This window comes from Planococcus chinensis (assembly GCF_042681545.1).
GTDB lineage: Bacteria > Bacillota > Bacilli > Bacillales_A > Planococcaceae > Planococcus > Planococcus chinensis.
In genome coordinates this window covers 165,105-184,293 of sequence record NZ_JBHUFW010000007.1, presented here as the reverse complement: position 1 = coordinate 184,293, position 19,189 = coordinate 165,105, and the positions used below count along the sequence as shown (strand labels likewise).

The window sequence follows — 19,189 nt, the reverse complement described above, 5'->3', positions numbered from 1 at the left end:
ATAAAGATGTCCCTGCAAATTTTATTGAATGTCTTTTTAGCCGGCATCTGGATGTTTATTACTGACAATTTCACCTCGTCTGGATTTGCCATCGGCTTTTTGGTGGGCTTGATCATCATCATTATGATGCGGCGCTTTTTCTCTTCCCGGCTGTACTTATACCGGGTTTGGGCAGTGATCTATCTCTGCCTTCTCTTTCTGAAAGAGCTTATCTTGTCGAGTTTCGCTGTATTCAAGCTGGTCATTCAGCCGAAGCTGAGCATCCGGCCGGCTATTTTCGAACTTGAAACCGAATTGCAGCATGATTGGGAAATCACGCTCCTGTCGGCTTTGATCACGTTGACACCAGGCACGCTGGTCGTCGGCATTTCCGATGACCAAAAACGCCTTTATATCCATGCCATTGATTTCGAAGATATCGATGACGCGGTTTCGTCAATAAAAAATACGTTTGAACTTGCGATTTTGGAGGTGAGCCGCTCATGATGATTTTCTACTGGATATCGCTGCTGATCGTGAGCTGCGCCTTTGCAGGCCTGCTGTTCCGGTTGATCAAAGGCCCGACGATTGCCGACCGGGTCGTGGCATTGGATGCACTTGGAGTCGCACTGGTCTCCATCATCGCTTTGTTGTCATTGATTCTTGAGACTGAATTCTTCCTCGAAATCATCCTGCTGTTGAGCATCCTTTCGTTTATCGGAACGACGGCATTCGCCAAGTTTATTGAGAGAGGTGTGATTTTCGATCGAAAACCTAATCGTTAACGTCATTATCATCATTCTCGTCAGCGTAGGCGTTATTTTCAGCGCTGTCACAGCTCTTGGCTTGGTCAGGCTCCCAGATGTCTATACGCGGACGCATGCCGCTTCCAAGAGCTCCACACTCGGTGTCATGGGAATCCTTGCCGGCGTCTTCCTGCATTTTTGGTTGATCGAAGGAATCATGTCGCCGCAATTGATCATCGCCATCGTGTTCCTGTTCATTACCACGCCGGTAGCCGGCCATCTCATTGGCCGCGCATCTTACATGTCAGGCATTGAACTGGCTGAAGAAACGGTTCGTGATGACATGAAAGTGCTGCTTGAGAAAAAACAGGAAGACAAATAGAAAAGAGTCGGCAAGCGGAAATACCGCTTGCCGACTCTTTTTCGTTTATTGCTGTTCCGCCATTCTCTCCACCATCATGGCCAGCGTGCGCACCATTGCGCCTGTGCCGCCTTTTGGACCCAGGTCATGTGCCGCAGCTGCGTGCGAAGTCCCGGCAATATCCAAATGGATCCACGGTGTTTCTTCCGCGAATTCCCCGACAAAGCCGCCGCCGAAAATCATGTGCCCGTCGCGTCCAGGCGAGTTGTTCAAATCGGCGACATCGCTTTTGCGGATCCGTTTTTTATCGCTTTCCGTCAAAGGCAGCCGCCAAACGAATTCACCGGTTTCCTGTGCCGCTTCCAGGAAGCTTTCGAAGAATGCCTCATCATTCGTCAATGCCCCGGTCTTATCATTTCCAAGGGCCACAATGACGCCCCCGGTCAAAGTAGCGACATCGATGATTTTCGCCGCACCAAGCTGTTTCGCATAAGTAACCGAATCAGCGAGCACCAAGCGCCCTTCTGCATCGGTATTTAGGATTTCAATCGTTTTGCCGCTAAGCGACGTGATCACATCATCCGGCTTGAAGGCATTGCCCGATACCATGTTATCCGTCGAAGCGATTACGGCAATGACGTTTTGCTCCGGCTGCAATTCGCCGATGATCTTCATCGCGCCGAGCACTGCAGCGGCTCCGCCCATGTCGCCTTTCATGCCGACAATGCCGTCTTTCGGCTTTAATGAATAGCCGCCCGTATCAAACGTGATCCCTTTCCCGACCAACGCCAGCGGGTTTTCAAAGCCCTCTGTCGCTTTGTATTTCAAGACGATCAAGCGGGGCTCTTCTACCGAACCTTGGTTGACTGCAAGAATCGCGCCCATTCCGAGTTCTTCCATTTCCGCTTTGCCAAGGATCTCCGTTTCAAAGCCGTATGATTCTCCGAGCTCCTCCGCGTAATCGGCAAGCGTTGTCGCCGTCAGCAAATTCCCCGGCATGTTGACCAATGTCCGCGCTTCGTTGACCGATTCGCCGAAGACATGCCCGATAAAGGCGGAAGCTTCTACCTCTTCCGGATTCTCTTCCGTCAAGAATGTTAAGGCCTCGATAGCAGCGTCAGCTTCGTTTGAAGACGTCTTGTAATCGTCAAAGCGGTAAGCTCCCATCGCTATGCCTTCAGCCGCCAAATAGGCAGCATCTTCAACGCTGACCCCTTCGTTCTGGAATGAATCCAAATAGACGGCTGCGTGTTTGAATTTCTTCTTCGCAAGCTCTTTGCCGACCAATGCGAAAGCTGAACGGACATCATCTTCGGACAATTTCTTGCGGTCCTCCAGCCCGACAAACAAAACGCGTGGAATCGATCCCGATAGGGCCGGGTATGTAACGAGTGCATTCTTATCAAATGAAAGGTCCTGTTTGGTCCAGTCTTCCAATTTGCCGTTAAAGCGCGCTGAAAAATCATTCCATCCTTTGGTGTTTTCCGGATGGCGGCTCAAGCCCACCACGAGAATATCCGCTTCACAAGCCTGTGCATCTGAAATTGTTTTGAATTCCATACTGATTCCTCCTTGATTTGGTTTCTCTTTCAGTGTAGCACGTATTCCGGCTTCCGAGTAGTTCGGGAGTCGAAACGGTTTCAGACTTTCAAGAAGCTTAGCGTGTGCTATACTAAAACAATAATATTTTCTGAAAGGTTGTTTTGAATGGAGATTTTCTCAAATATGCCGCTGATGATCGCACTTTTTGCTATCCTATTTGCACAATTCGTCAAAATTCCCATCCATTATGCAGTGACCCGTGAACTGAAATGGGGTTTATTCACCTCTACGGGCGGCATGCCGAGCTCCCATTCCGCTGCAGTGACATCGCTGACAACAGCCGTCGGCATCGAGCACGGAGCCGATTCCACGATTTTTGCAGTTGCCACGATGTTTGCGGTGATTACGATGTATGATGCCACAGGTGTCCGTTTCCAAGCCGGCCAGCATGCATTGACGATCAATAAGCTTCGCAGGGACTTGCACCTTTTCATGAATGAAACACGGAACTGGAACCATAAAAAAGAAGAAGAGAAGATCAAGGAGCTGAAAACGCTCTTGGGCCACAAGCCGAGCGAAGTGTTCATGGGGGCTTTGACTGGGATCGCTCTCGCGTTTGCCGTCTACGGCTTGATCTAATAGAAAAAACCGCCAAGCCCGGAAAGATCCGGACTTGGCGGTTTTTTGTTTTAGAACATCTGGTACCCCATCTTGCGCAGGATTTTCATGACGAACCCTGAAGTGACAGCTCCGGCAAAGCCGGCTGTCAGCACGGCAATATCGACGCCGGTCAACGACGTCAACGTATTTCCAAGCATCGAGAATGATTCACCCGGCTGGGTGAAGTAATCGAAAAAGCCGACATCGTCGATGATCAATAAAACGACGATCGGGTAGACGATGGCCATCAGCCACGTCATGCGGAGCAGCATATTCAGCAAGAAGCCGATGCCGAAGAACATGACAAAGAATAACAGCATCGAAATGATCAATTGTACAATACTAAAAGAAGTGTCCATCTATTCTAACCTCCGATATTCCTTTCATCAGTTTACCCGAAAAGGAATCGGCTTTCAATCAGTCAGTCCAGAGTTCATCGCTTTGTCAATTATTGCATTCAGGGCAGTACCGGATAGTGGAAAACCGAATAGAAACTTATAGGAAAATGCTATTTTGATGCTTGTGACAGCCGGCACTGGCCCGCTTGCCTTTTCGCCGCTCCGTTGTTTCCGAACATAAGAAAAGCGTTTGCGGTAAAATTTCCGCAAACGCTTTTCTTATGCTTCATCCCTTATTTTTTGCCAGAACCAGAACAGCAGGAGCACGTTTCAGAACCACCCAATCGCAATTGGAAGTAGCCTTTGCCTGCACAATACGGGCAATGATTGCCGGGCTTAGATTTAGTAAACATCTTCATTCGAAACACCTCCTCCTGTTATTGTTTTTAATATTCTGATAATATATCACGGTCTTTTTTATTATGCAAGCATAAGAAAGAGGGATGTAAACGGATACATCCCTCTCATTCTTTCTTATGCCCTTTTTTTCTCGCTATTTCTCTATTTTTTAAAAAATAATTTATATGCCGAATACCCGAAAACCGCACCGGGATCCACGTCATCAATCACATTGAACCCTTCTTCCAATACATAATCGGCCATTTCGTGGAGCATCACGGATACGTCACTATCAGCCGCCAGCAGCTCAGGCGCCATCCAAGCTGCTTCATATAACTCTGACAATTGGACACGGAGCGCTTCCGACTCATCACGGGGTTTGAGCAGGAAAATCGCCATATTGTCGCTCACTTCCCCGCGGATCACGCCGGTCCGGAAACCGATCATCCCTTGGACTGTACAGCTGATCCCTGTTTCCTCTTTCACTTCCCGCACTACTGCTTCGTCAATCGTCTCAGTAGGCAGCACGAATCCGGCCGGCAAGGACCATTTCCCATGCAAGCCGCCATACCTCTTTTTCACCACCAGCCATTCTTTATCCGCATTGATGACCAGCCCGGCCGCAGCGAGCCAGACATTTCCCCGTTTTGAAGTTGCCATGACTTTCCTCCTTGAACAAAAAAAGCTCCCGCAAGCGGGAGCCCTGTTGTTTGATTATAGAACGTTGAATTTTCCTTTTTTCATGACAAGAGAAGGTCCGCCAACCATGTACAATGCACGGTTGTCGATCATTTTCTTCATGAACGAAGCACGTTTGCCTGTTACTTTCTTGCCGAAGACTACGCCGATTGCATCGTCGTCGCCCAAAGAACAAACGGTCCCTTTAAGATCCGGAACGAATTCAACTGTTTCTCCGCCCTTGATCAGTTCATTGATGTTTTTCGCGATTGTTTCCCCTTGCTGCATCGCAATTTGTGCAGTCGGAGGATACGGACGGTTTGTTTCTTCGTTGATCATCAATGCGCAGTCCCCGACGATGAATACATCGTGGAAGCCAGGAGCACGAAGATCTTTGTCCACTTTGACGCGGGCACGCATATTTTCAATGCCTGATTCTTCGATTAGCTTGCTGCCGCGGACGCCTGCAGCCCAAACGACAGTGCCGGCTTTGATGAATTCGAATTTGTCTTCACCCTTTTTGATATTGACGCCTTCAGGAGTCGCTTCCACTACCGGTGTACCGATAGAGAACTCGATGCCTTTCGCTTCAAGTTGCCCTACTGCATAGCTGACCAGTTCCGGATCGAAACCTGGCAATACCATCGGTGCTGCTTCCACACAGATGACGCGCACTTTTTCGCGCGGTACATCGAACTCTTTGCAAAGTTCAGGTACACGGTTCGCAAGTTCACCAAGGAATTCGATTCCTGTGAAACCTGCTCCGCCGACCACAATCGTCAGACGGCTGTCATCTTTGACAGCTTCTGTTGACCAATTCGCGAATTGGAACTCGATGTGTTCACGGATATAGCGTGCTGCTTTAACGTTGGCAATCGACAACGCATATTTGTCCAAGCCTGTGATACCGAAAGTTTCCCCTTCGAAGCCAAGGCCGATGACAAGATAGTCGTATGTAAATACGCCGTTGTCAGTTGTAACTTTCTTGTTTTGGACATCGATCGCTTGGACTGTCGCTTGGACGAATTTCGTCTTCACGCTGTCGATCACGTCTTTGATGTCGTAGCGCACTTGTTCCGGGCGAAGTGTTCCAGCAGCCGCCTCATGGAGCCATGTGCTTTCATAATGGTATTCGTTCTTGTTGATTAGCGTAATATCTGCGGCGTCAGTGCCAAGGACTTTCTGCAGGTTCACTACAGTAGTCAAGCCACCATAACCTGCGCCTAATACTAATATTGACGGTCTTTTCAAAACAATCGCAACCACCTTCAAGTCATTTTTTAAAACGGAATTAAATAAATATATGAGTCATATGAATTCCAATAAACTCCTATACTCTATATTAGACCTTTTACACCCTCATTTCAACTGGATAATGCCAACTGGGACCGCTTATCCACAATTCGTTCACGCTTCTGACGTAAGCGGGTGATCTGTGTTCCAGCATCTCCGTTGAACAAGAGATATGGGCAAAAATCTTAGTGGGATTTTCTTCATATTTACAGCAGCATGCCCTTTCACCACTATCACACCAAACCTTTTCCATGTTTTTTTTAGATAAAAATCTAAAATTCTACTTTAATAAATATAACTCACAATTCTAAATAAAATCGGAATTGGCAAGGGTTTTTCTCTGCCCATAGAAAAAAAGCCATTCCCTCAAAGATGCCGCGGCACCCTTTCAGAAAGGCTTTTTGCATAAAAGACAGATGATCAGCAGTTTTCCGGTGTGCCTGCTTTTTGCGCGGTACGGAATGACGTGCCGCAGCCGCAAGAAGCGATTGCGTTCGGATTTTCAATCGTAAAGCCGCCGCCCATCAATGACTGCTTGTAGTCCACTACAGTCCCTTTCAAGATGGGAGCATCTTCTTTGTTCACCAGGATGCGGATGCCGAATTGCTCGTATGCGTCATCTTCCGGTGTCTGCTCTTTCTCAAAGCCCATGCCGTAAGTCAGGCCGCTGCAGCCGCCGCCTTTTACTGCCACTCGTAGGAACGAATCCTCTTCGTCGTTGTGGCGCATCATCTCTTTCACTTGGAAAGAAGCTGCTTCTGTAATTTCAACAACTTGTGTCATACGTATCCCCTCCTGCCATTATCATATCAAGTCTTTCGCAGCCGGAACAAGCATTTAGGTCCCGCACCGATATACAGAAAAAGGAACCTTGAAGGTTCCTTAGCATTAAAATACTTGTTCTACTTCCACGACGCCCGGTACTTCTTCAATCAGAGCGCGCTCGATTCCCGCTTTCAATGTGATTGTCGAACTCGGGCAGCTGCCGCAAGCCCCCAACAAGCGAAGTTTTACGATTCCGTCTTCAACATCGACCAATTCACAGTCGCCGCCGTCACGCAAAAGGAATGGACGCAATTTATCTAGGACTTCCATTACTTGGTCTTCCATCATTGCTTCAGTCATTTATATCGACTCCTTTCATTATAATCATTATAATGTGATTGAGAGGAAAAAGCCACTAATGAATTCACAGGAGGTCTAGCAAAATGCCGAAAGAAATTTCCATTGAAGTTTACGGAACCGATGTAATCTGCGCCAGCTGTGTCAACGCTCCATCTTCGGTCGACACGTACGAGTGGCTTCAAGCCGCCATTTCCCGCAAATACCAGGACCAGCCATTTTCAATTACCTACATCGACATTGAGAAACCCCAAACGGAAGCACATCGGCAGGACTATGCCCAGCGCATCCTTGATGATGAGTTTTTCTATCCCCTCGTCCTCGTAGAAGGCGAAGTCGTAGGAGAAGGCTATGTCCAATTAAAGCCGGTTTATAAGGAACTGGAAAAGCACGGTTTCCAGGCCGCTGAATAAATTAATTTCTGCTAATGGAATAAAGCCATAAAAAAAGTCTAATTATGATGAAAAGAGATGTACTAGCTTGGTCGGAAGCGTCACTTATAGTTAATCGATGACGTAGGAGAAATAGATCCAACTTTAACTCGCTAAGTACAAGCCGCTGGCTTCGTGATCCGGAACGGAAGGCGGCAAGTGCAAACATTGTGCTCCTGTCCCTGCATCGCTGCGCTAGCTTCGGGACATGAAAAACCGTTGCAGTGCTACGCACTTCGTCGCAAAGCCAATGGCCGAAGAGAGTTCGGCCATTGGCTTTCCTGCGGGATAGCGAAGTGCCGAAATCCACTCGGACGCTAGTCAATGCTTGACCGAAGCTTGCGAGGGCAAGCATTTGCGACGAGCTTGCGCAGGAGCACAGGCTCTTAGTTAGTTCGGCGCGAGCCCGCGGAAAGAGTCCGCATGAAGTGTAGACTCCAGTATAGCTTCCATTTGGTTTATTAATCTAAATGAAAAACTACTCTTTTTTACCGCAAACTCAAAAAGCGCCCGGAGTCGGGCGCTTTTTGTCATCCGTTATGCCATTTATACATCCACAGAACGCCGGACTTCATCAAGCGCGCAATGCGCCCGGTGACCGTACGGTCTGCAAGATAAGCGAAGCCTTGTTTCTTGCCAAGCGAGCCGAGGAAGCCTTTCAGCTGGATCTCCGGCATTTTCTCAGGCAGCGGTTCATTTCTCCAAACCGATTTCAGCACTTTGACAATCTGCTCTGCCTGCTCTTCGGCAAGCTGTGCAGACGGCGCCATCGGCAGTGCTGCGCAGTCACCTACCACATAGACATTCTCATCATTCGGCAACTGGTGGTATTGGTTGATGACCACACGTCCGGTGTTGTCGCATTCCACGCCAAGGTCGCGGACAGGCTTGACCGGCTGGATGCCGGCTGTCCATACCACTGCGTCGACCGGAATGGTTTCTTCGTGGTTGTAAAGCATGTTCGGTTCAACTTTCGTAATATTCGAATTCGACACCACATCAACATTGTTATTATCGAACCATTTCTTCACGAAATTGCTCAGGCGTTCCGGGAAGTCGCGCAGGATGCGCGGGCTGCGATCAAACAATTTGATGTTCAGGTCTTGGCGGCTTTCGCGCAATTCACTGGCCAGTTCGATACCGCTCAGGCCGGCGCCGACGACTCCGACGACAGCACCAGACGGAAGGCCCAGCAAGGTCTTGTATGTTTCCCGTGATTTGCCGATGGTCTGGATGCTGTAAGTGAACTCATCCGCACCAGGCACGTTGTGGTATTTGTCCTCGCAGCCAAGGCCGATGACGAGATCGTCGTATCCGATCTGTTCGCCGTTATTGAGAAACACACATTTCTCCTCCAAGTTGATTTCGGTTATTTCTCCATTGACGATCTTTAGCCGGTCGCTTTCCGGGAAAGGCACCCGTACTTCATGGTCTGAAGCCGTTCCTGCAGCAAGTGCATAAAATTCTGTTTTCATGCTGTGGAATGGCGTCCGGTCGATCAGGATGATTTCGGTATCAAGCGGCAAATTGTTCGGCAATAAGCGGAGAAGAATCCGCATATTTCCATACCCGCCTCCGAGCAAGACTAATTTTCGCATAAATATCTCCTTTATAATTCGTCTGTCCCTTTAATTTCTCAAATAGTAGTATAGCTGATTGTGATAACTTTCACAATAGATTCCTGCGAAATCAAATGATTGACTAACCCGCTGAAAAAGAGTAGGATTTCGGTGTAGTGAGGTGACTTGAATGAAACCGATTGTTGAATTTTGCATCAGCAACATCGCAAACGGAGCGCAGGAATCTTTTGAGAAACTTGAACGCGATCCTAACCTCGATGTCTTGGAATACGGCTGTCTCAGCTATTGCACCAAATGCGGCCAAGGCCTTTACGCCCTGGTGAACGGCGAAATTGTTGAAGCGGACACTCCGGATGAATTGACCGAAAAGGTCCATGAGTTTATAGAAGAAAATCCTTTGTTCTAAGCCGTTGCCAAAACGGCTTTTTTTCTTGCCCGAAAATCTAGATCTCCCAAAAATCCAGATTCTCCAATGCATGGGTAGGCGGGATCTCCTTTTCAAGTGCTTGGTCCATCGGCGTCACGCCAGTGTTGACATGGATGGTATCAATGCCGTAATTGATGCCGGCCAGGATATCCGTGTCGTAATTGTCCCCAATCATTACCATTTCGCTTTTCTCAAAGCCATGCTCATGAAGAATCGCTTCGAGCATGTGCCGTTCCGGCTTTCCGATATATATGGGATCCACATCTGTTGAAGCGGCAACGAGCGTCGTAAATGCTCCGTTTCCGGGCAGGAATCCCCGTTCGGATGGAAACGCCAAATCTTTGTTGGTCGACAGGAAAATCGCCCCTTTTCTTACTTCCAGGCAGGCCGTTGCAAGCTTTTCGTAGTTGACGGCAGGGTCGATCCCCATCAGGACGATTTCCGCATCCTGTTCAACCTGCTCGATGCCTTCCTGCGCAAGCGCCTGTTCAAGGCCGTCCGAACCGATCATGTAGACATTCTGGCCTGGATACCAGCGCTTGATGTACTTCGCCGCTGCCACTGCTGACGACATGATATGGGTCTCTTCTGCTTCTATGCCGAAACGCAGAAGCTTGCTATGCAATTGCTTTTGGGTCATCGATGCATTATTGGTTACATAAAAGGGTTCGATGCCTTTCTGCTGCAGGCGGTGGATAAATGCTGCTGCAGATGAAATAGCTTCGGTGCCCCGGTAGACCGTGCCGTCCAGATCCAAACAATAGGCCTTATAACTCTTCATTTTTCGCCTCCGGAAGAAATGCGGAGACAGGGCCCAGCTCGTGCTCCAAATAATGTCCGACTTTCGGTCCGAATTCCTTCAGCTGTTGCAGGCACTCGTCCAGCACTTTCTGTATTTCGTTATGGTCCACTTTCATAAATTCCCGTACTAGCATCTTGCGCAAACCGATGGCTTTTTTCAACGGCCCTTCCATTTCTGCGGTAATGACTTTTTCATCCGCTAAAATGTCGACGATGTCGTCATAGCTCCCAGGATCCCGCATAATAAACCCGTCAATCATCGAATTGCCGACATCGATGATGGATTCGACAATATTATTGGCCAGGCGCTCTAATGCCAATTGCTCGGTCAATGACGCCCACTCCGTTTTTTCCTCATAAAGCTCCAATAACGAATTCATATAATCCACTGTTTCATTTATGTTTCTGCGATCAATAAAATACATCTGAAAACCCTCCATTAACTGAATGCTGTCATTCTCTATCATATCATATGCGCACAAAAAAACCCCCGGCGGCTTATGCTTCCGCTTCAGGGGTTTGCTGTGGCTCTTCAATCGGCGCCGGCGCTTTGCCGACTTTTTTGATGACGAAATAAGCGCATCCGAAATTGCAGTATTCGTAAAGGTAATCCTGCAGCGTGCTGATTTTCGTATCGTATGTAGCTTTATGGTTCGTGTCTTCGAAAAAGCCTTTCAACCGAAGCTGGCCGTATCCCCAGTCTCCGAGGATATAGTCATACTTCGAAAGGATTTCACTGTACCGGCCCTTCAGTGCTTCCTCTTGAAAGCCTTCCCGGTAATCGATGAGCACTTCATATTCCCATTGGTCTAATATCATTTTCCTTCTCACCATCCATTAGCTGTTTGTAGCAGCTGCTTCTATCTCTCCAAGGCGCTGGCGTTCCTTCGCCGCTGCGTTCACTTGCTCGTCAGCATGGTAGCTGCTTCGGACCAACGGACCTGCCTGGCAATGCGAAAACCCTTTGTCCATGGCTATCTGCCAAAGTTCTTTGAATTCCTTCGGCGAGTAATATTTTTGTACTTTCAAATGCTTTTTGGAAGGCTGCAGATACTGTCCGATGGTCATAATATCCACATCGTTGGCACGGAGGTCATCCATCACTTCCAGGATTTCTTCATGCGTTTCACCCAATCCGAGCATCAGGGATGATTTTGTCGGAATTTCCGGACGCATCTCTTTGGCGCGTTTCAAAAATTCGAGCGAACGATCGTAAGTGGCACGGGCCCGGACTCTCGGTGTCAAGCGGCGCACCGTTTCGATGTTGTGGTTCAGGATGTCCGGCTCCGCTTCCATAAGCCGTTCGAGGTTTTCGTAGACGCCTCCCATATCAGAAGGCAGCACTTCCACGGTCGTAAACGGATTTTCCCGTTTGATGGCTCTAACGGTTTCTGCGAAAACAGCCGATCCCCCGTCTTTCAGATCATCCCGCGCCACCGCCGTGATGACGGTATGCTTCAGGTTCATGAGCTTCACTGACTGGGCGACGCGTTCTGGCTCCTGCAGGTCCAGTTCGTTCGGCAGGCCGGTCTTCACCGCACAGAACCGGCATGCCCGCGTGCAAACGGCACCGAGAATCATGAAAGTGGCTGTTCTGCGGGTCCCCCAGCATTCATGGATATTCGGGCATCGCGCTTCTTCACAGACCGTGTTCAAATTGTTTTCCCGCATCATTTTCTTCAAGTCGGTATAGTTTTCATTCGTATTCAGCTTGATCTTCAACCAATCGGGCTTTCTTAGATGTTCCTGTTTTGTTGACATGCGCATCATCCCCATTCTTCATGGTCTTATCTGTTTTTCTTTTCCTTTCCAAATGTACCATAAAGCCCACTTGCCCACAATACGCCGTTCCTTCCAGCCGCAGGAAGAAAAAAGAAACCCGGAAGCGGATGCTCCCGGGTCTCTCCATTATTAAGCCGCTCTTTTGGCAGCTTTGCTCTTGCTGACTGCGTGTGCAATGCTTGCACCCAGGCCACCCCAGATGACAACCATCCCGATGATCATAACAACGATCGCTTCAATAGACATATGGTGAACCCTCCTTATTTATGTTCGTCGAATTCCGCATGGTCTTTATGCCATTTGCCAAGGGACATGAGAACTCCGAGCACGATGGCGCCAAGTGCAACGCTCGTACCGCCCAGCATGATGAATGTATCCGAGTAGCCTTCATAGTTTCCAGTCTCGGTATCAAACTCTTTCAGAAGGTTGGTTTTCAACAAACCGAACATCATGTAGCCCAAAACAATCGGCGTAATGAAGCCCAGGCAGATCTTCCACCAGCCGCCCAGATGGATGTCGGAGATTCCATTGGCATGGTCCCGTAGAGTATCCACTTTGCGGAATGCCCAAACGATCAAGATGACTTCCACTAATCCGATAGCCGCAACACCAAACTGGTTGATGAAGTAATCGGCTACGTCAAGGAAGAATAATCCGCCTTGAGTGGCAAACAGAACGGAAATCAATGCTGCTAGTCCACCGCCGAAAATGACAGCTTTGTTGCGCGAAATGCCGAATTTCTCAGAGAAGCCGGCAACGTACGTTTCTGTAATGGAAATCAATGAAGTCAATCCGGCAAGCGTCAAGGACAAGAAGAATAAGACGCCGAACAGGCCGTTGAATCCAGGGAACTCATTGATAATCTGCGGGAAGACAACGAATGCTAACCCGACGCCCGCTGCTGCTACATCCGCAACCGCTACGCCTTGCTGGTTCGCCATGAATCCTAGTGCTGCGAACACCCCAATACCGGCAAGCAATTCGAATGCCGAGTTCGCAAACCCAGTGATGAAAGCATTATTCGTGATATCCGATTTTTTCGGAAGGTAACTCGCATAAGTGATCATAATCGCAAATGCGATGGACAAACTGAAGAAAATGTGTCCGTACGCCGCTACCCATACCTGCGGGTCCATGATCGCATCAAAATTCGGTTTAAAGAATGCATCCAATCCGAGTGCTGCTCCGTCAAGCGTGACTGCACGGATAACGACAATCAGGAAGATGACGACCAGTGTCGGGATGAAAATGCGGTTTGCCATTTCGATCCCTTTTTTGACGCCGCCCAACAAGATTCCTAAGGCGATAGCCCACACCAGAATTAGCGGAATTAAGACACCCCATACAATTCCTCCGGTTTGCCCTGGCGTTACAGTCAATTGAAGGAAGTCATTAAAGAGGAAATCTTGCGTATCTGATCCCCATGCCTGGTTGATTGAGAAAATCGTGTAGCGCATCGCCCAAGCGATAATAACTGCGTAATACGTGGAGATGACGAATGAAACGAATATCGCCCACCAGCCCATCCATTCCAATTTCTTGCCGCTCATTCTGAAGAATGACAACGGTGCCGATCCGCGGTATTTATGCCCGATGGTGAATTCCATAATTAGAATTGGTATCCCTGCGGTTAACAGAGCGAATAAGTACGGTATAAAGAATGCTCCTCCACCATTTTCATAGGCTACATATGGAAAACGCCAAATGTTCCCCAAACCTACCGCTGAGCCGACAGCCGCCATAATAAATCCGGCGCGTGTACCCCATTGCGAACGTTCCATCTTTCTTCCCCCTTTGTTTGTCTGCTTCCAATTTTCTTACAGAAAAATAGGAAGTTTGTTTATTTTCAGATTATTGACTAATCTAAAAATAGTATAACGATGCTGCCTTTGAAAGTAAAGATAATTCCGGAAAATATTTATAAAAAACTATTGCTAGAATAGTAAAAAGCAGAGGAAAAATTCCTCTGCTTTTAATATTTGCTAGTTATTTGCTTGTTTCTCAAGAATTGTAGTACGTTTTGACCATGTGATAAATAATACTGCTAAAATGACCGCAACTGCTAATAAAGACCATAGCAGCGAACCGGTAAAGCCTATGACGATATACCCCACTGCCCCGATCGCGGCTGCGGTCAGCGCATACGGCAATTGGGTCAATACGTGGTCCATGTGGTTGCTTCCTGCCCCTGTAGATGACAGGATCGTCGTATCTGAAATCGGCGAACAATGGTCCCCGAAAACAGCTCCGGCCAGAACCGCTGACAACGTTGCCAGCAGAAGTTCAGGCGCTGCCTGCCCCATGATGTTGCCGGCAATCGGCAGCAGAATCCCGAAAGAGCCCCAGGAAGTTCCGGTCGAGAAAGCCATGATTCCGGCTAAAAGAAACAGAAGCACCGGCAGGATTTCGGTTGGAATATTATTCTTTGTCACCACATCCGCCAGGTAGACGCCGGTTTCAAGTGCGTCGATCAAATAGCTGAGTGCCCAAGCAAAGATCAAGATCAGCACAGCGCCGATCATCGAGCGAAGCCCTTCCACGATGCCTTTGCCGACCCAGGATGCTTTTGCCGTTTCGTTTTTCTTGAACTGGCGTACATACAATAGGATGGACGCGACAGCTCCCAAAAGGCCGCCCGCCATCAACGACGCCGGTACATCTGTGTTCTCGAAGATTGCCCAGATGTCCCACGCTTGTCCGGCATTCTGATAGCCGGTCCAAACCATTGCCCCGATTGTGCCGGCGATCAGCAAGAGGATCGGCAGGAGCAGATCCGTCACTTTTCCATGTGCGTGCGCCGGGAACTCTTCTTTCATTTCCCCTGGGATTGTTTTGTTTGCGTCGTATAATTCCCCAGTCGTAATTGCGCGCGTTTCATGTTTTTTCATCGCTCCGAAATCGACGTCGCGGATGGCGACGAAAATGACGATGGCCAGCGTCGCAATGACGTAGAAGTTCATCGGGGCCATCCAGATGAATGCTTCAAGCGCCGACATCTGAACATAAGATTGCGCCGACAGGATCGTGGCGACGATTCCGATAATCGCCGCTCCCCAGCTTGATACCGGTGAGATGACACAGACCGGCGCTGCCGTAGAATCGATGAAGTAAGCCAGTTTCGCCCGCGACACTTTATAACGGTCAGTAATCGGGCGTGCGACTTGTCCGACCGCCAATGCGTTGAAATAGTCATCGATGAAAATCACCATGCCGAGTACGACCGTCAGGACCTTGGCGCCGCGGCGGGTCTTGATGCGCGCAGAAGCCCAATCGGCGAATGCTCGGCTGCCGCCTGACAGACTGACGAACGCGGTGATGACGCCTAACAGCAGCAGGAACAGCAAGATAAAGACATTATAGGCGTTGAAGCCTTCGTCCCAGAACGTGACCGCAAAAGAATTGAAGATTTCTCTTGCAGCTTGGACAGGTGCAAACGACGTCAGGATCAACGCAGCTGCCACCACACCGGTGCCGAGCGACAACAGCACCCGCTTGGTCAGCAGCACCATGACAATTGCTACCAGCGGCGGCAAAATCGAGAAAATAGTATTTTCCATATGAATCCCTCCTATTTTTTTAAGGATGGAAGAGAAGATAGAAAAAAGGCCGATCGCTCCAATGGATACAATCAGCCTTCTACAATTCGTCTGTGCATAAAAACATCAAACAACCCTGTAGCTCTTCGCCTGTAAAATCACAGACGACAGTGACATCCTTTTTCAGAATGCCCCCAGCCCTTTTTCCATTGACACCTGAAAAAAGAGCTTCGGCAAAACTTCCTTTCATATGCGTTCAACGTTGTCACACTCCCGCATATTACTGATAAGCTTCGCAGCCTCTACCCATCGATATTGAATTCCTTAAAAGCATAGCGCAGAATTTTATTGAAATCAAATGAAACTCTACTTCGAATATTCGTTCATTTTACTGCTTTTGCCTGGAAAAACCGGCTGAAAACATCCCGCAGGAATTCTGGCATGAAATAAGTTTTTGGCGCCCGTTTCAGCTCCGGGAAAAAATAGCCGAACGTGAACATATCAAGCGTAATCAGCTGATAGACTTTTTCCGGGTCTGCCGGAATGCCGCCGACATACAATTGATGCTCTTCGACGGCCATATTGACATGGACGATGTTCCCGAGGACAGCGCCGCGGAACCCCATCCCTTTCAATTCGATGTTCGGCCACTCGGCATTCAGCGACTGCTGGTAGATTTCCTTCAGTTCTGCGCCCGTCAATTCGACCAGACAGAGATTGATCGGGTGCGGCAGCATCTTATGGAAATCATAGCGTGTCGCGACCCCGACCGGCATCCCCTCCATAAACAAGCCGGCATTGAACAACGCACAGTCTGCTCCGGAATACTCAAGCATCGCTTCCCCGAACAGCTCGGCCAGTTCCGACTCTTTGAACCACTCCGCTTTCAATTCTTTTTCGTTATAAAAAATCGGCTCGCTCAGTTGGGTTTTGCCGTCGGCAATCAATTCATCATTGAACCCCTCTTCCGAATTGCGCAATTCTGCGGTATCGATCAATTCAGCTTCGGTTTCACCGGTTGCCGGATCCCATGTGATATGCCCGATGAACATGCCGAATTTGCCGGCCGCCCCGAGCAGCGTGCTGCCGATTGTTTTCCCTTCGTGGAAAATATGGTGGGTATGGGCGCCGAGGATCACGTCGATGTCGGTGCAAAGCTCCGCCAGCAGTTCATCCTCCCGGATGCCCAGATGGGACAAGCAGACAATGAAGTCCGTCTGGTCCTTGATGGCGTTGACCGATTCAATGATCGATGCTTTCGCATCGGTCACTTCCCATCCCAAGCGCTGATAAAACGGAGTGAATTCTGCTGTTGCTCCGACCAGGCCGATTCTCAGCCCTTCCGCAGTCTCCAGGACCCCGTAAGGCTTTGCCCATTTCGGCCGGCCGCCGCCTTCTTCAAACAGGTTGGATACAATGACATCAAAGTCAGCCTGGATATACAATTCGTCCAGTTCATCCTTGGACAGCGTAATGCCTTCATTATTGCCGATTGTCACTGCATCGTAGCCGGCTTCATTGAGCAATTCCACATTGCCTTTTCCCGCCGTCCCTTCCGTGAACGGATGGGAACGGTCGACGTGGTCGCCGATATCAAGGATCAGGCAGGTATCACCGGCTTCCTCATGCCAGCGTTTCCGTTCATGCAGAAGCGCCCGGATGCTCGGCCAATGCGAAAAATGGCTGTGCAGATCATTTGTATGATAAATGTGAATGAGTTCTCCCATGCCTTACACCTCTTTAAGAACTGAATAATCCTTCGTAGATGGACCGCAGGCCGAGAACCAGCAATGCGATCCGCAAAATGACGACCAATGTTTCTGATTGGAGCTTCTTGTTGAGCGACGCCCCTATTTTGGCTCCGATATACGCGGCAGGCACAACAGCGAGGGTATAAATCCAAGGGACATTGCCAAGCGAAATATGCGTTACCGAATTGACGATCGCGGACAAGAACACCATGAACATCGACGTCCCGACCGCCACGTGCGGCGGGAACAGGAACAGCAAAATCATCGCCGGCACCATGATCGAGCCGCCCCCGATTCCGAACAGGCCGGAGGCGAAACCGACGCCGAACGTCAAAAGCAGCGCGAACCAGACCGGATAGCCGTACACGTATTCTTTGTTCATGGAATCTTTGAAAGTAAATTTCCGCCCGTTCTCGACAAACCAATGCACCGCTTTCAGCCGGTTGCGGATCAACAGCAAGAGGGCCAGAAACACGAGCAGGATGCCGAAATACAAATTGAACGACGGCAAGTCGAGGCCTTTGTTGACAAAGGCGCCGATTATGGTCCCGGGAGCACTGCCGATGAAGAACAGTAAGCCGCTCCGGTAGTCGACCGTTTTGACTTTCATATAGGATAGTGTTGAAGAAAGGCCTGTGAAAATCATCATGATCACCGACAAACCGACAATTTTCTGAGGCGACAAATCGGGGAAGAAAGCCAGTGCCGTACCCAGGAATAAGAGAGCTGGCACCAAAATGACACCGCCGCCAAGGCCGATCAGCGCTCCGACAATCCCTGAAAGCAACCCCGCGATTGCCAGTAGAAGAAATTCCATTAAAGTCCACCGTCAAACAGATCCAGCTGTTTATCGGACAAGCCGGTGAACTCCAAGCCGTTCATTTCCTGGAATTCTTTCGCATCGCCTGCGGCATGTCCGCCCGAATTATTATTGAAAATGATATAGACGTTTTCAGCGGACTGTTGGAGGGTTTCTGCCGCTTTGCTGATTTCCGCCAGTTCTTCCTTGTTGTAATCGTATAGGTACCGCACTTCCCGCCACTTCTGCCCGCCGCCGGGGTTTGTCCAGCCATGCAAATTGCGGCCGTGCAAACGCATCAGCACTTTGTCATCGCGCGTAGCAACCGGCACGAGCGGAACTGATCCATCCCCAGCCTGTGGTTCATCGCAGACCGTGTGGATCAGCCGGTTTTCCCGCAAAAATTCAAAAGTCTTTTCGCGAAGTTCCGGTGAATACCAGGACTGATGGCGGAATTCAACGGCCAGGTCGAATTCTCCCAAATGGCTGATGATTTCCCGGATCGCTTCGACGTTCGATTTCTGGCAATCGAACCAGGGCGGAAACTGGAGCAGAACCATCGCGAGTTTACCGGCTTTCTTCATTGGGCGGACTGACAGCCGGAATGCCTCGAACATCGCTTCACGGCTTTCGAACGGGTTCTCGCCCCGCTGATGCCCTGTCATCCCCTGATAGGCTTTAACGACGAACTGGAAGCCTTCAGGCGTTTCATTGATCCATTTTGTTATATTGCGTTCCGGTTGGACTGCATAAAATGAGGAATCCAATTCGACTATCGGAAAATGCGCGCTGTAATCGATCAATCTTTCTGTTTTTTTTGAGCCTGGGCTATAGACATCCGGATGATCGCCCCAACCCGTCAAACCTACATATATCATCGTCCCGCCTCCATTGTTCGTTATTATTTTATGATAGCATAGAAAAAATTAGGCGTCTTTTTGGAAGATGGCCAGTGCAGCTTGCT

The 19,189-nt window shown here is 49.1% G+C and carries 24 protein-coding genes and 1 riboswitch; of the genes, 6 read left to right on the top strand and 18 right to left on the bottom strand.

The genetic code is table 11. From position 1 onward, the window contains the following. Positions 1–6: 6 nt before the first annotated feature. Genes ACFSDB_RS10875 through mnhG form a run of 3 tightly spaced genes read left to right on the top strand, consistent with a single transcriptional unit; the run spans position 7 to position 1,107 of the window. Complete coding sequence (locus ACFSDB_RS10875) at positions 7–486, top strand: Na+/H+ antiporter subunit E (RefSeq protein ID WP_204893104.1); 480 nt, start codon at positions 7–9, stop codon at positions 484–486. Further along, on the top strand, positions 483–764 hold the full coding sequence (locus tag ACFSDB_RS10870) for a Na(+)/H(+) antiporter subunit F1 (protein WP_204893103.1): 282 nt from the start codon (positions 483–485) through the stop codon (positions 762–764). Before ACFSDB_RS10875 ends, ACFSDB_RS10870 begins: the two co-directional genes overlap by 4 nt. Continuing rightward, entirely contained in the window at positions 745–1,107 is a 363-nt protein-coding gene (gene mnhG, locus ACFSDB_RS10865) for a monovalent cation/H(+) antiporter subunit G (RefSeq protein WP_204893133.1), read from the top strand. The genes ACFSDB_RS10870 and mnhG overlap by 20 nt, the downstream gene beginning before the upstream one ends. Before the next feature lie 45 nt (positions 1,108–1,152). Here the strand turns inward: mnhG and ACFSDB_RS10860 are convergent, their stop codons facing one another. Then, on the bottom strand, positions 1,153–2,646 hold the full coding sequence (locus ACFSDB_RS10860) for a leucyl aminopeptidase (RefSeq protein ID WP_204893102.1): 1,494 nt from the start codon (positions 2,644–2,646) through the stop codon (positions 1,153–1,155). 147 nt (positions 2,647–2,793) lie between these two features. On the opposite strand from ACFSDB_RS10860, the gene ACFSDB_RS10855 reads away from it, so the two are divergent. After that, positions 2,794–3,267 (top strand): divergent PAP2 family protein, encoded by a 474-nt coding sequence (locus tag ACFSDB_RS10855; RefSeq protein WP_204893101.1) that lies wholly within the window; start codon positions 2,794–2,796, stop codon positions 3,265–3,267. 50 nt (positions 3,268–3,317) lie between these two features. On the opposite strand, the gene ACFSDB_RS10850 is transcribed toward ACFSDB_RS10855, so the two are convergent. The 6 genes from ACFSDB_RS10850 to ACFSDB_RS10825 form a co-directional block, all read right to left on the bottom strand. Beyond that, the gene (locus tag ACFSDB_RS10850; protein ID WP_204893100.1) at positions 3,318–3,647 is read right to left on the bottom strand and encodes a YuiB family protein; all 330 of its coding nucleotides are present in this window, start codon (positions 3,645–3,647) and stop codon (positions 3,318–3,320) included. Between the two features lie 272 nt (positions 3,648–3,919). After that, positions 3,920–4,039 carry a YuiA family protein gene (locus ACFSDB_RS10845; RefSeq protein ID WP_204893132.1) on the bottom strand — a complete coding sequence of 40 codons (120 nt, stop codon included), beginning with the start codon at positions 4,037–4,039 and terminating at the stop codon, positions 3,920–3,922. Positions 4,040–4,187: 148 nt separating this feature from the next. After that, positions 4,188–4,685 (bottom strand): NUDIX domain-containing protein, encoded by a 498-nt coding sequence (locus tag ACFSDB_RS10840; protein WP_204893099.1) that lies wholly within the window; start codon positions 4,683–4,685, stop codon positions 4,188–4,190. A 54-nt stretch (positions 4,686–4,739) separates the two neighbouring features. Then, positions 4,740–5,954: an NAD(P)/FAD-dependent oxidoreductase gene (locus ACFSDB_RS10835; RefSeq protein WP_204893098.1), complete on the bottom strand. Its 1,215-nt coding sequence runs from the start codon at positions 5,952–5,954 to the stop codon at positions 4,740–4,742. 462 nt (positions 5,955–6,416) lie between these two features. Beyond that, positions 6,417–6,779: a HesB/IscA family protein gene (locus ACFSDB_RS10830; protein WP_204893097.1), complete on the bottom strand. Its 363-nt coding sequence runs from the start codon at positions 6,777–6,779 to the stop codon at positions 6,417–6,419. Positions 6,780–6,884: 105 nt separating this feature from the next. Beyond that, positions 6,885–7,121: a NifU family protein gene (locus tag ACFSDB_RS10825; RefSeq protein WP_204893096.1), complete on the bottom strand. Its 237-nt coding sequence runs from the start codon at positions 7,119–7,121 to the stop codon at positions 6,885–6,887. A gap of 83 nt (positions 7,122–7,204) precedes the next feature. Between ACFSDB_RS10825 and ACFSDB_RS10820 the strand changes: the two genes are divergently transcribed. Further along, entirely contained in the window at positions 7,205–7,531 is a 327-nt protein-coding gene (locus ACFSDB_RS10820; RefSeq protein WP_204893095.1) for a YuzD family protein, read from the top strand. 548 nt (positions 7,532–8,079) lie between these two features. Here the strand turns inward: ACFSDB_RS10820 and ACFSDB_RS10815 are convergent. Beyond that, positions 8,080–9,147, bottom strand: a complete 1,068-nt coding sequence (locus ACFSDB_RS10815; protein WP_204893094.1) for an NAD(P)/FAD-dependent oxidoreductase — start codon at positions 9,145–9,147, stop codon at positions 8,080–8,082. Positions 9,148–9,298: 151 nt separating this feature from the next. Between ACFSDB_RS10815 and ACFSDB_RS10810 the strand changes: the two genes are divergently transcribed. Beyond that, positions 9,299–9,535 carry a YuzB family protein gene (locus tag ACFSDB_RS10810; protein ID WP_204893093.1) on the top strand — a complete coding sequence of 79 codons (237 nt, stop codon included), beginning with the start codon at positions 9,299–9,301 and terminating at the stop codon, positions 9,533–9,535. A 37-nt stretch (positions 9,536–9,572) separates the two neighbouring features. Here ACFSDB_RS10810 and ACFSDB_RS10805 read toward each other — a convergent pair whose 3' ends face one another. The 10 genes from ACFSDB_RS10805 to ACFSDB_RS10760 all read right to left on the bottom strand — a co-directional run bounded on the left by ACFSDB_RS10805 (position 9,573) and on the right by ACFSDB_RS10760 (position 19,103). After that, positions 9,573–10,337, bottom strand: a complete 765-nt coding sequence (locus tag ACFSDB_RS10805; RefSeq protein ID WP_204893092.1) for a TIGR01457 family HAD-type hydrolase — start codon at positions 10,335–10,337, stop codon at positions 9,573–9,575. After that, positions 10,324–10,782 carry a type VII toxin-antitoxin system HepT family RNase toxin gene (gene hepT / locus ACFSDB_RS10800; protein WP_204893091.1) on the bottom strand — a complete coding sequence of 153 codons (459 nt, stop codon included), beginning with the start codon at positions 10,780–10,782 and terminating at the stop codon, positions 10,324–10,326. The genes ACFSDB_RS10805 and hepT overlap by 14 nt, the downstream gene beginning before the upstream one ends. Positions 10,783–10,855: 73 nt before the next feature. Continuing rightward, complete coding sequence (locus tag ACFSDB_RS10795; protein ID WP_377340051.1) at positions 10,856–11,176, bottom strand: YutD family protein; 321 nt, start codon at positions 11,174–11,176, stop codon at positions 10,856–10,858. An 18-nt stretch (positions 11,177–11,194) separates the two neighbouring features. After that, the gene (gene lipA, locus ACFSDB_RS10790; RefSeq protein ID WP_204893089.1) at positions 11,195–12,118 is read right to left on the bottom strand and encodes a lipoyl synthase; all 924 of its coding nucleotides are present in this window, start codon (positions 12,116–12,118) and stop codon (positions 11,195–11,197) included. Between the two features lie 150 nt (positions 12,119–12,268). Beyond that, positions 12,269–12,385, bottom strand: coding sequence for a methionine/alanine import family NSS transporter small subunit (locus ACFSDB_RS10785; protein WP_204893088.1), 117 nt, complete (start codon positions 12,383–12,385; stop codon positions 12,269–12,271). A gap of 14 nt (positions 12,386–12,399) precedes the next feature. Continuing rightward, positions 12,400–13,920 (bottom strand): sodium-dependent transporter, encoded by a 1,521-nt coding sequence (locus ACFSDB_RS10780; protein WP_204893087.1) that lies wholly within the window; start codon positions 13,918–13,920, stop codon positions 12,400–12,402. A gap of 201 nt (positions 13,921–14,121) precedes the next feature. Beyond that, positions 14,122–15,696: a Na+/H+ antiporter NhaC family protein gene (locus ACFSDB_RS10775; RefSeq protein ID WP_204893086.1), complete on the bottom strand. Its 1,575-nt coding sequence runs from the start codon at positions 15,694–15,696 to the stop codon at positions 14,122–14,124. A gap of 110 nt (positions 15,697–15,806) precedes the next feature. Further along, positions 15,807–15,988: riboswitch (Lysine riboswitch) on the bottom strand. A 70-nt stretch (positions 15,989–16,058) separates the two neighbouring features. Further along, complete coding sequence (locus ACFSDB_RS10770; protein WP_204893085.1) at positions 16,059–17,402, bottom strand: bifunctional metallophosphatase/5'-nucleotidase; 1,344 nt, start codon at positions 17,400–17,402, stop codon at positions 16,059–16,061. 13 nt (positions 17,403–17,415) lie between these two features. Continuing rightward, the gene (locus ACFSDB_RS10765) at positions 17,416–18,243 is read right to left on the bottom strand and encodes a sulfite exporter TauE/SafE family protein (RefSeq protein WP_204893084.1); all 828 of its coding nucleotides are present in this window, start codon (positions 18,241–18,243) and stop codon (positions 17,416–17,418) included. Further along, entirely contained in the window at positions 18,243–19,103 is an 861-nt protein-coding gene (locus ACFSDB_RS10760; protein ID WP_204893083.1) for a DUF72 domain-containing protein, read from the bottom strand. Before ACFSDB_RS10760 ends, ACFSDB_RS10765 begins: the two co-directional genes overlap by 1 nt. Between the last annotated feature and the right edge of the window lie 86 nt (positions 19,104–19,189).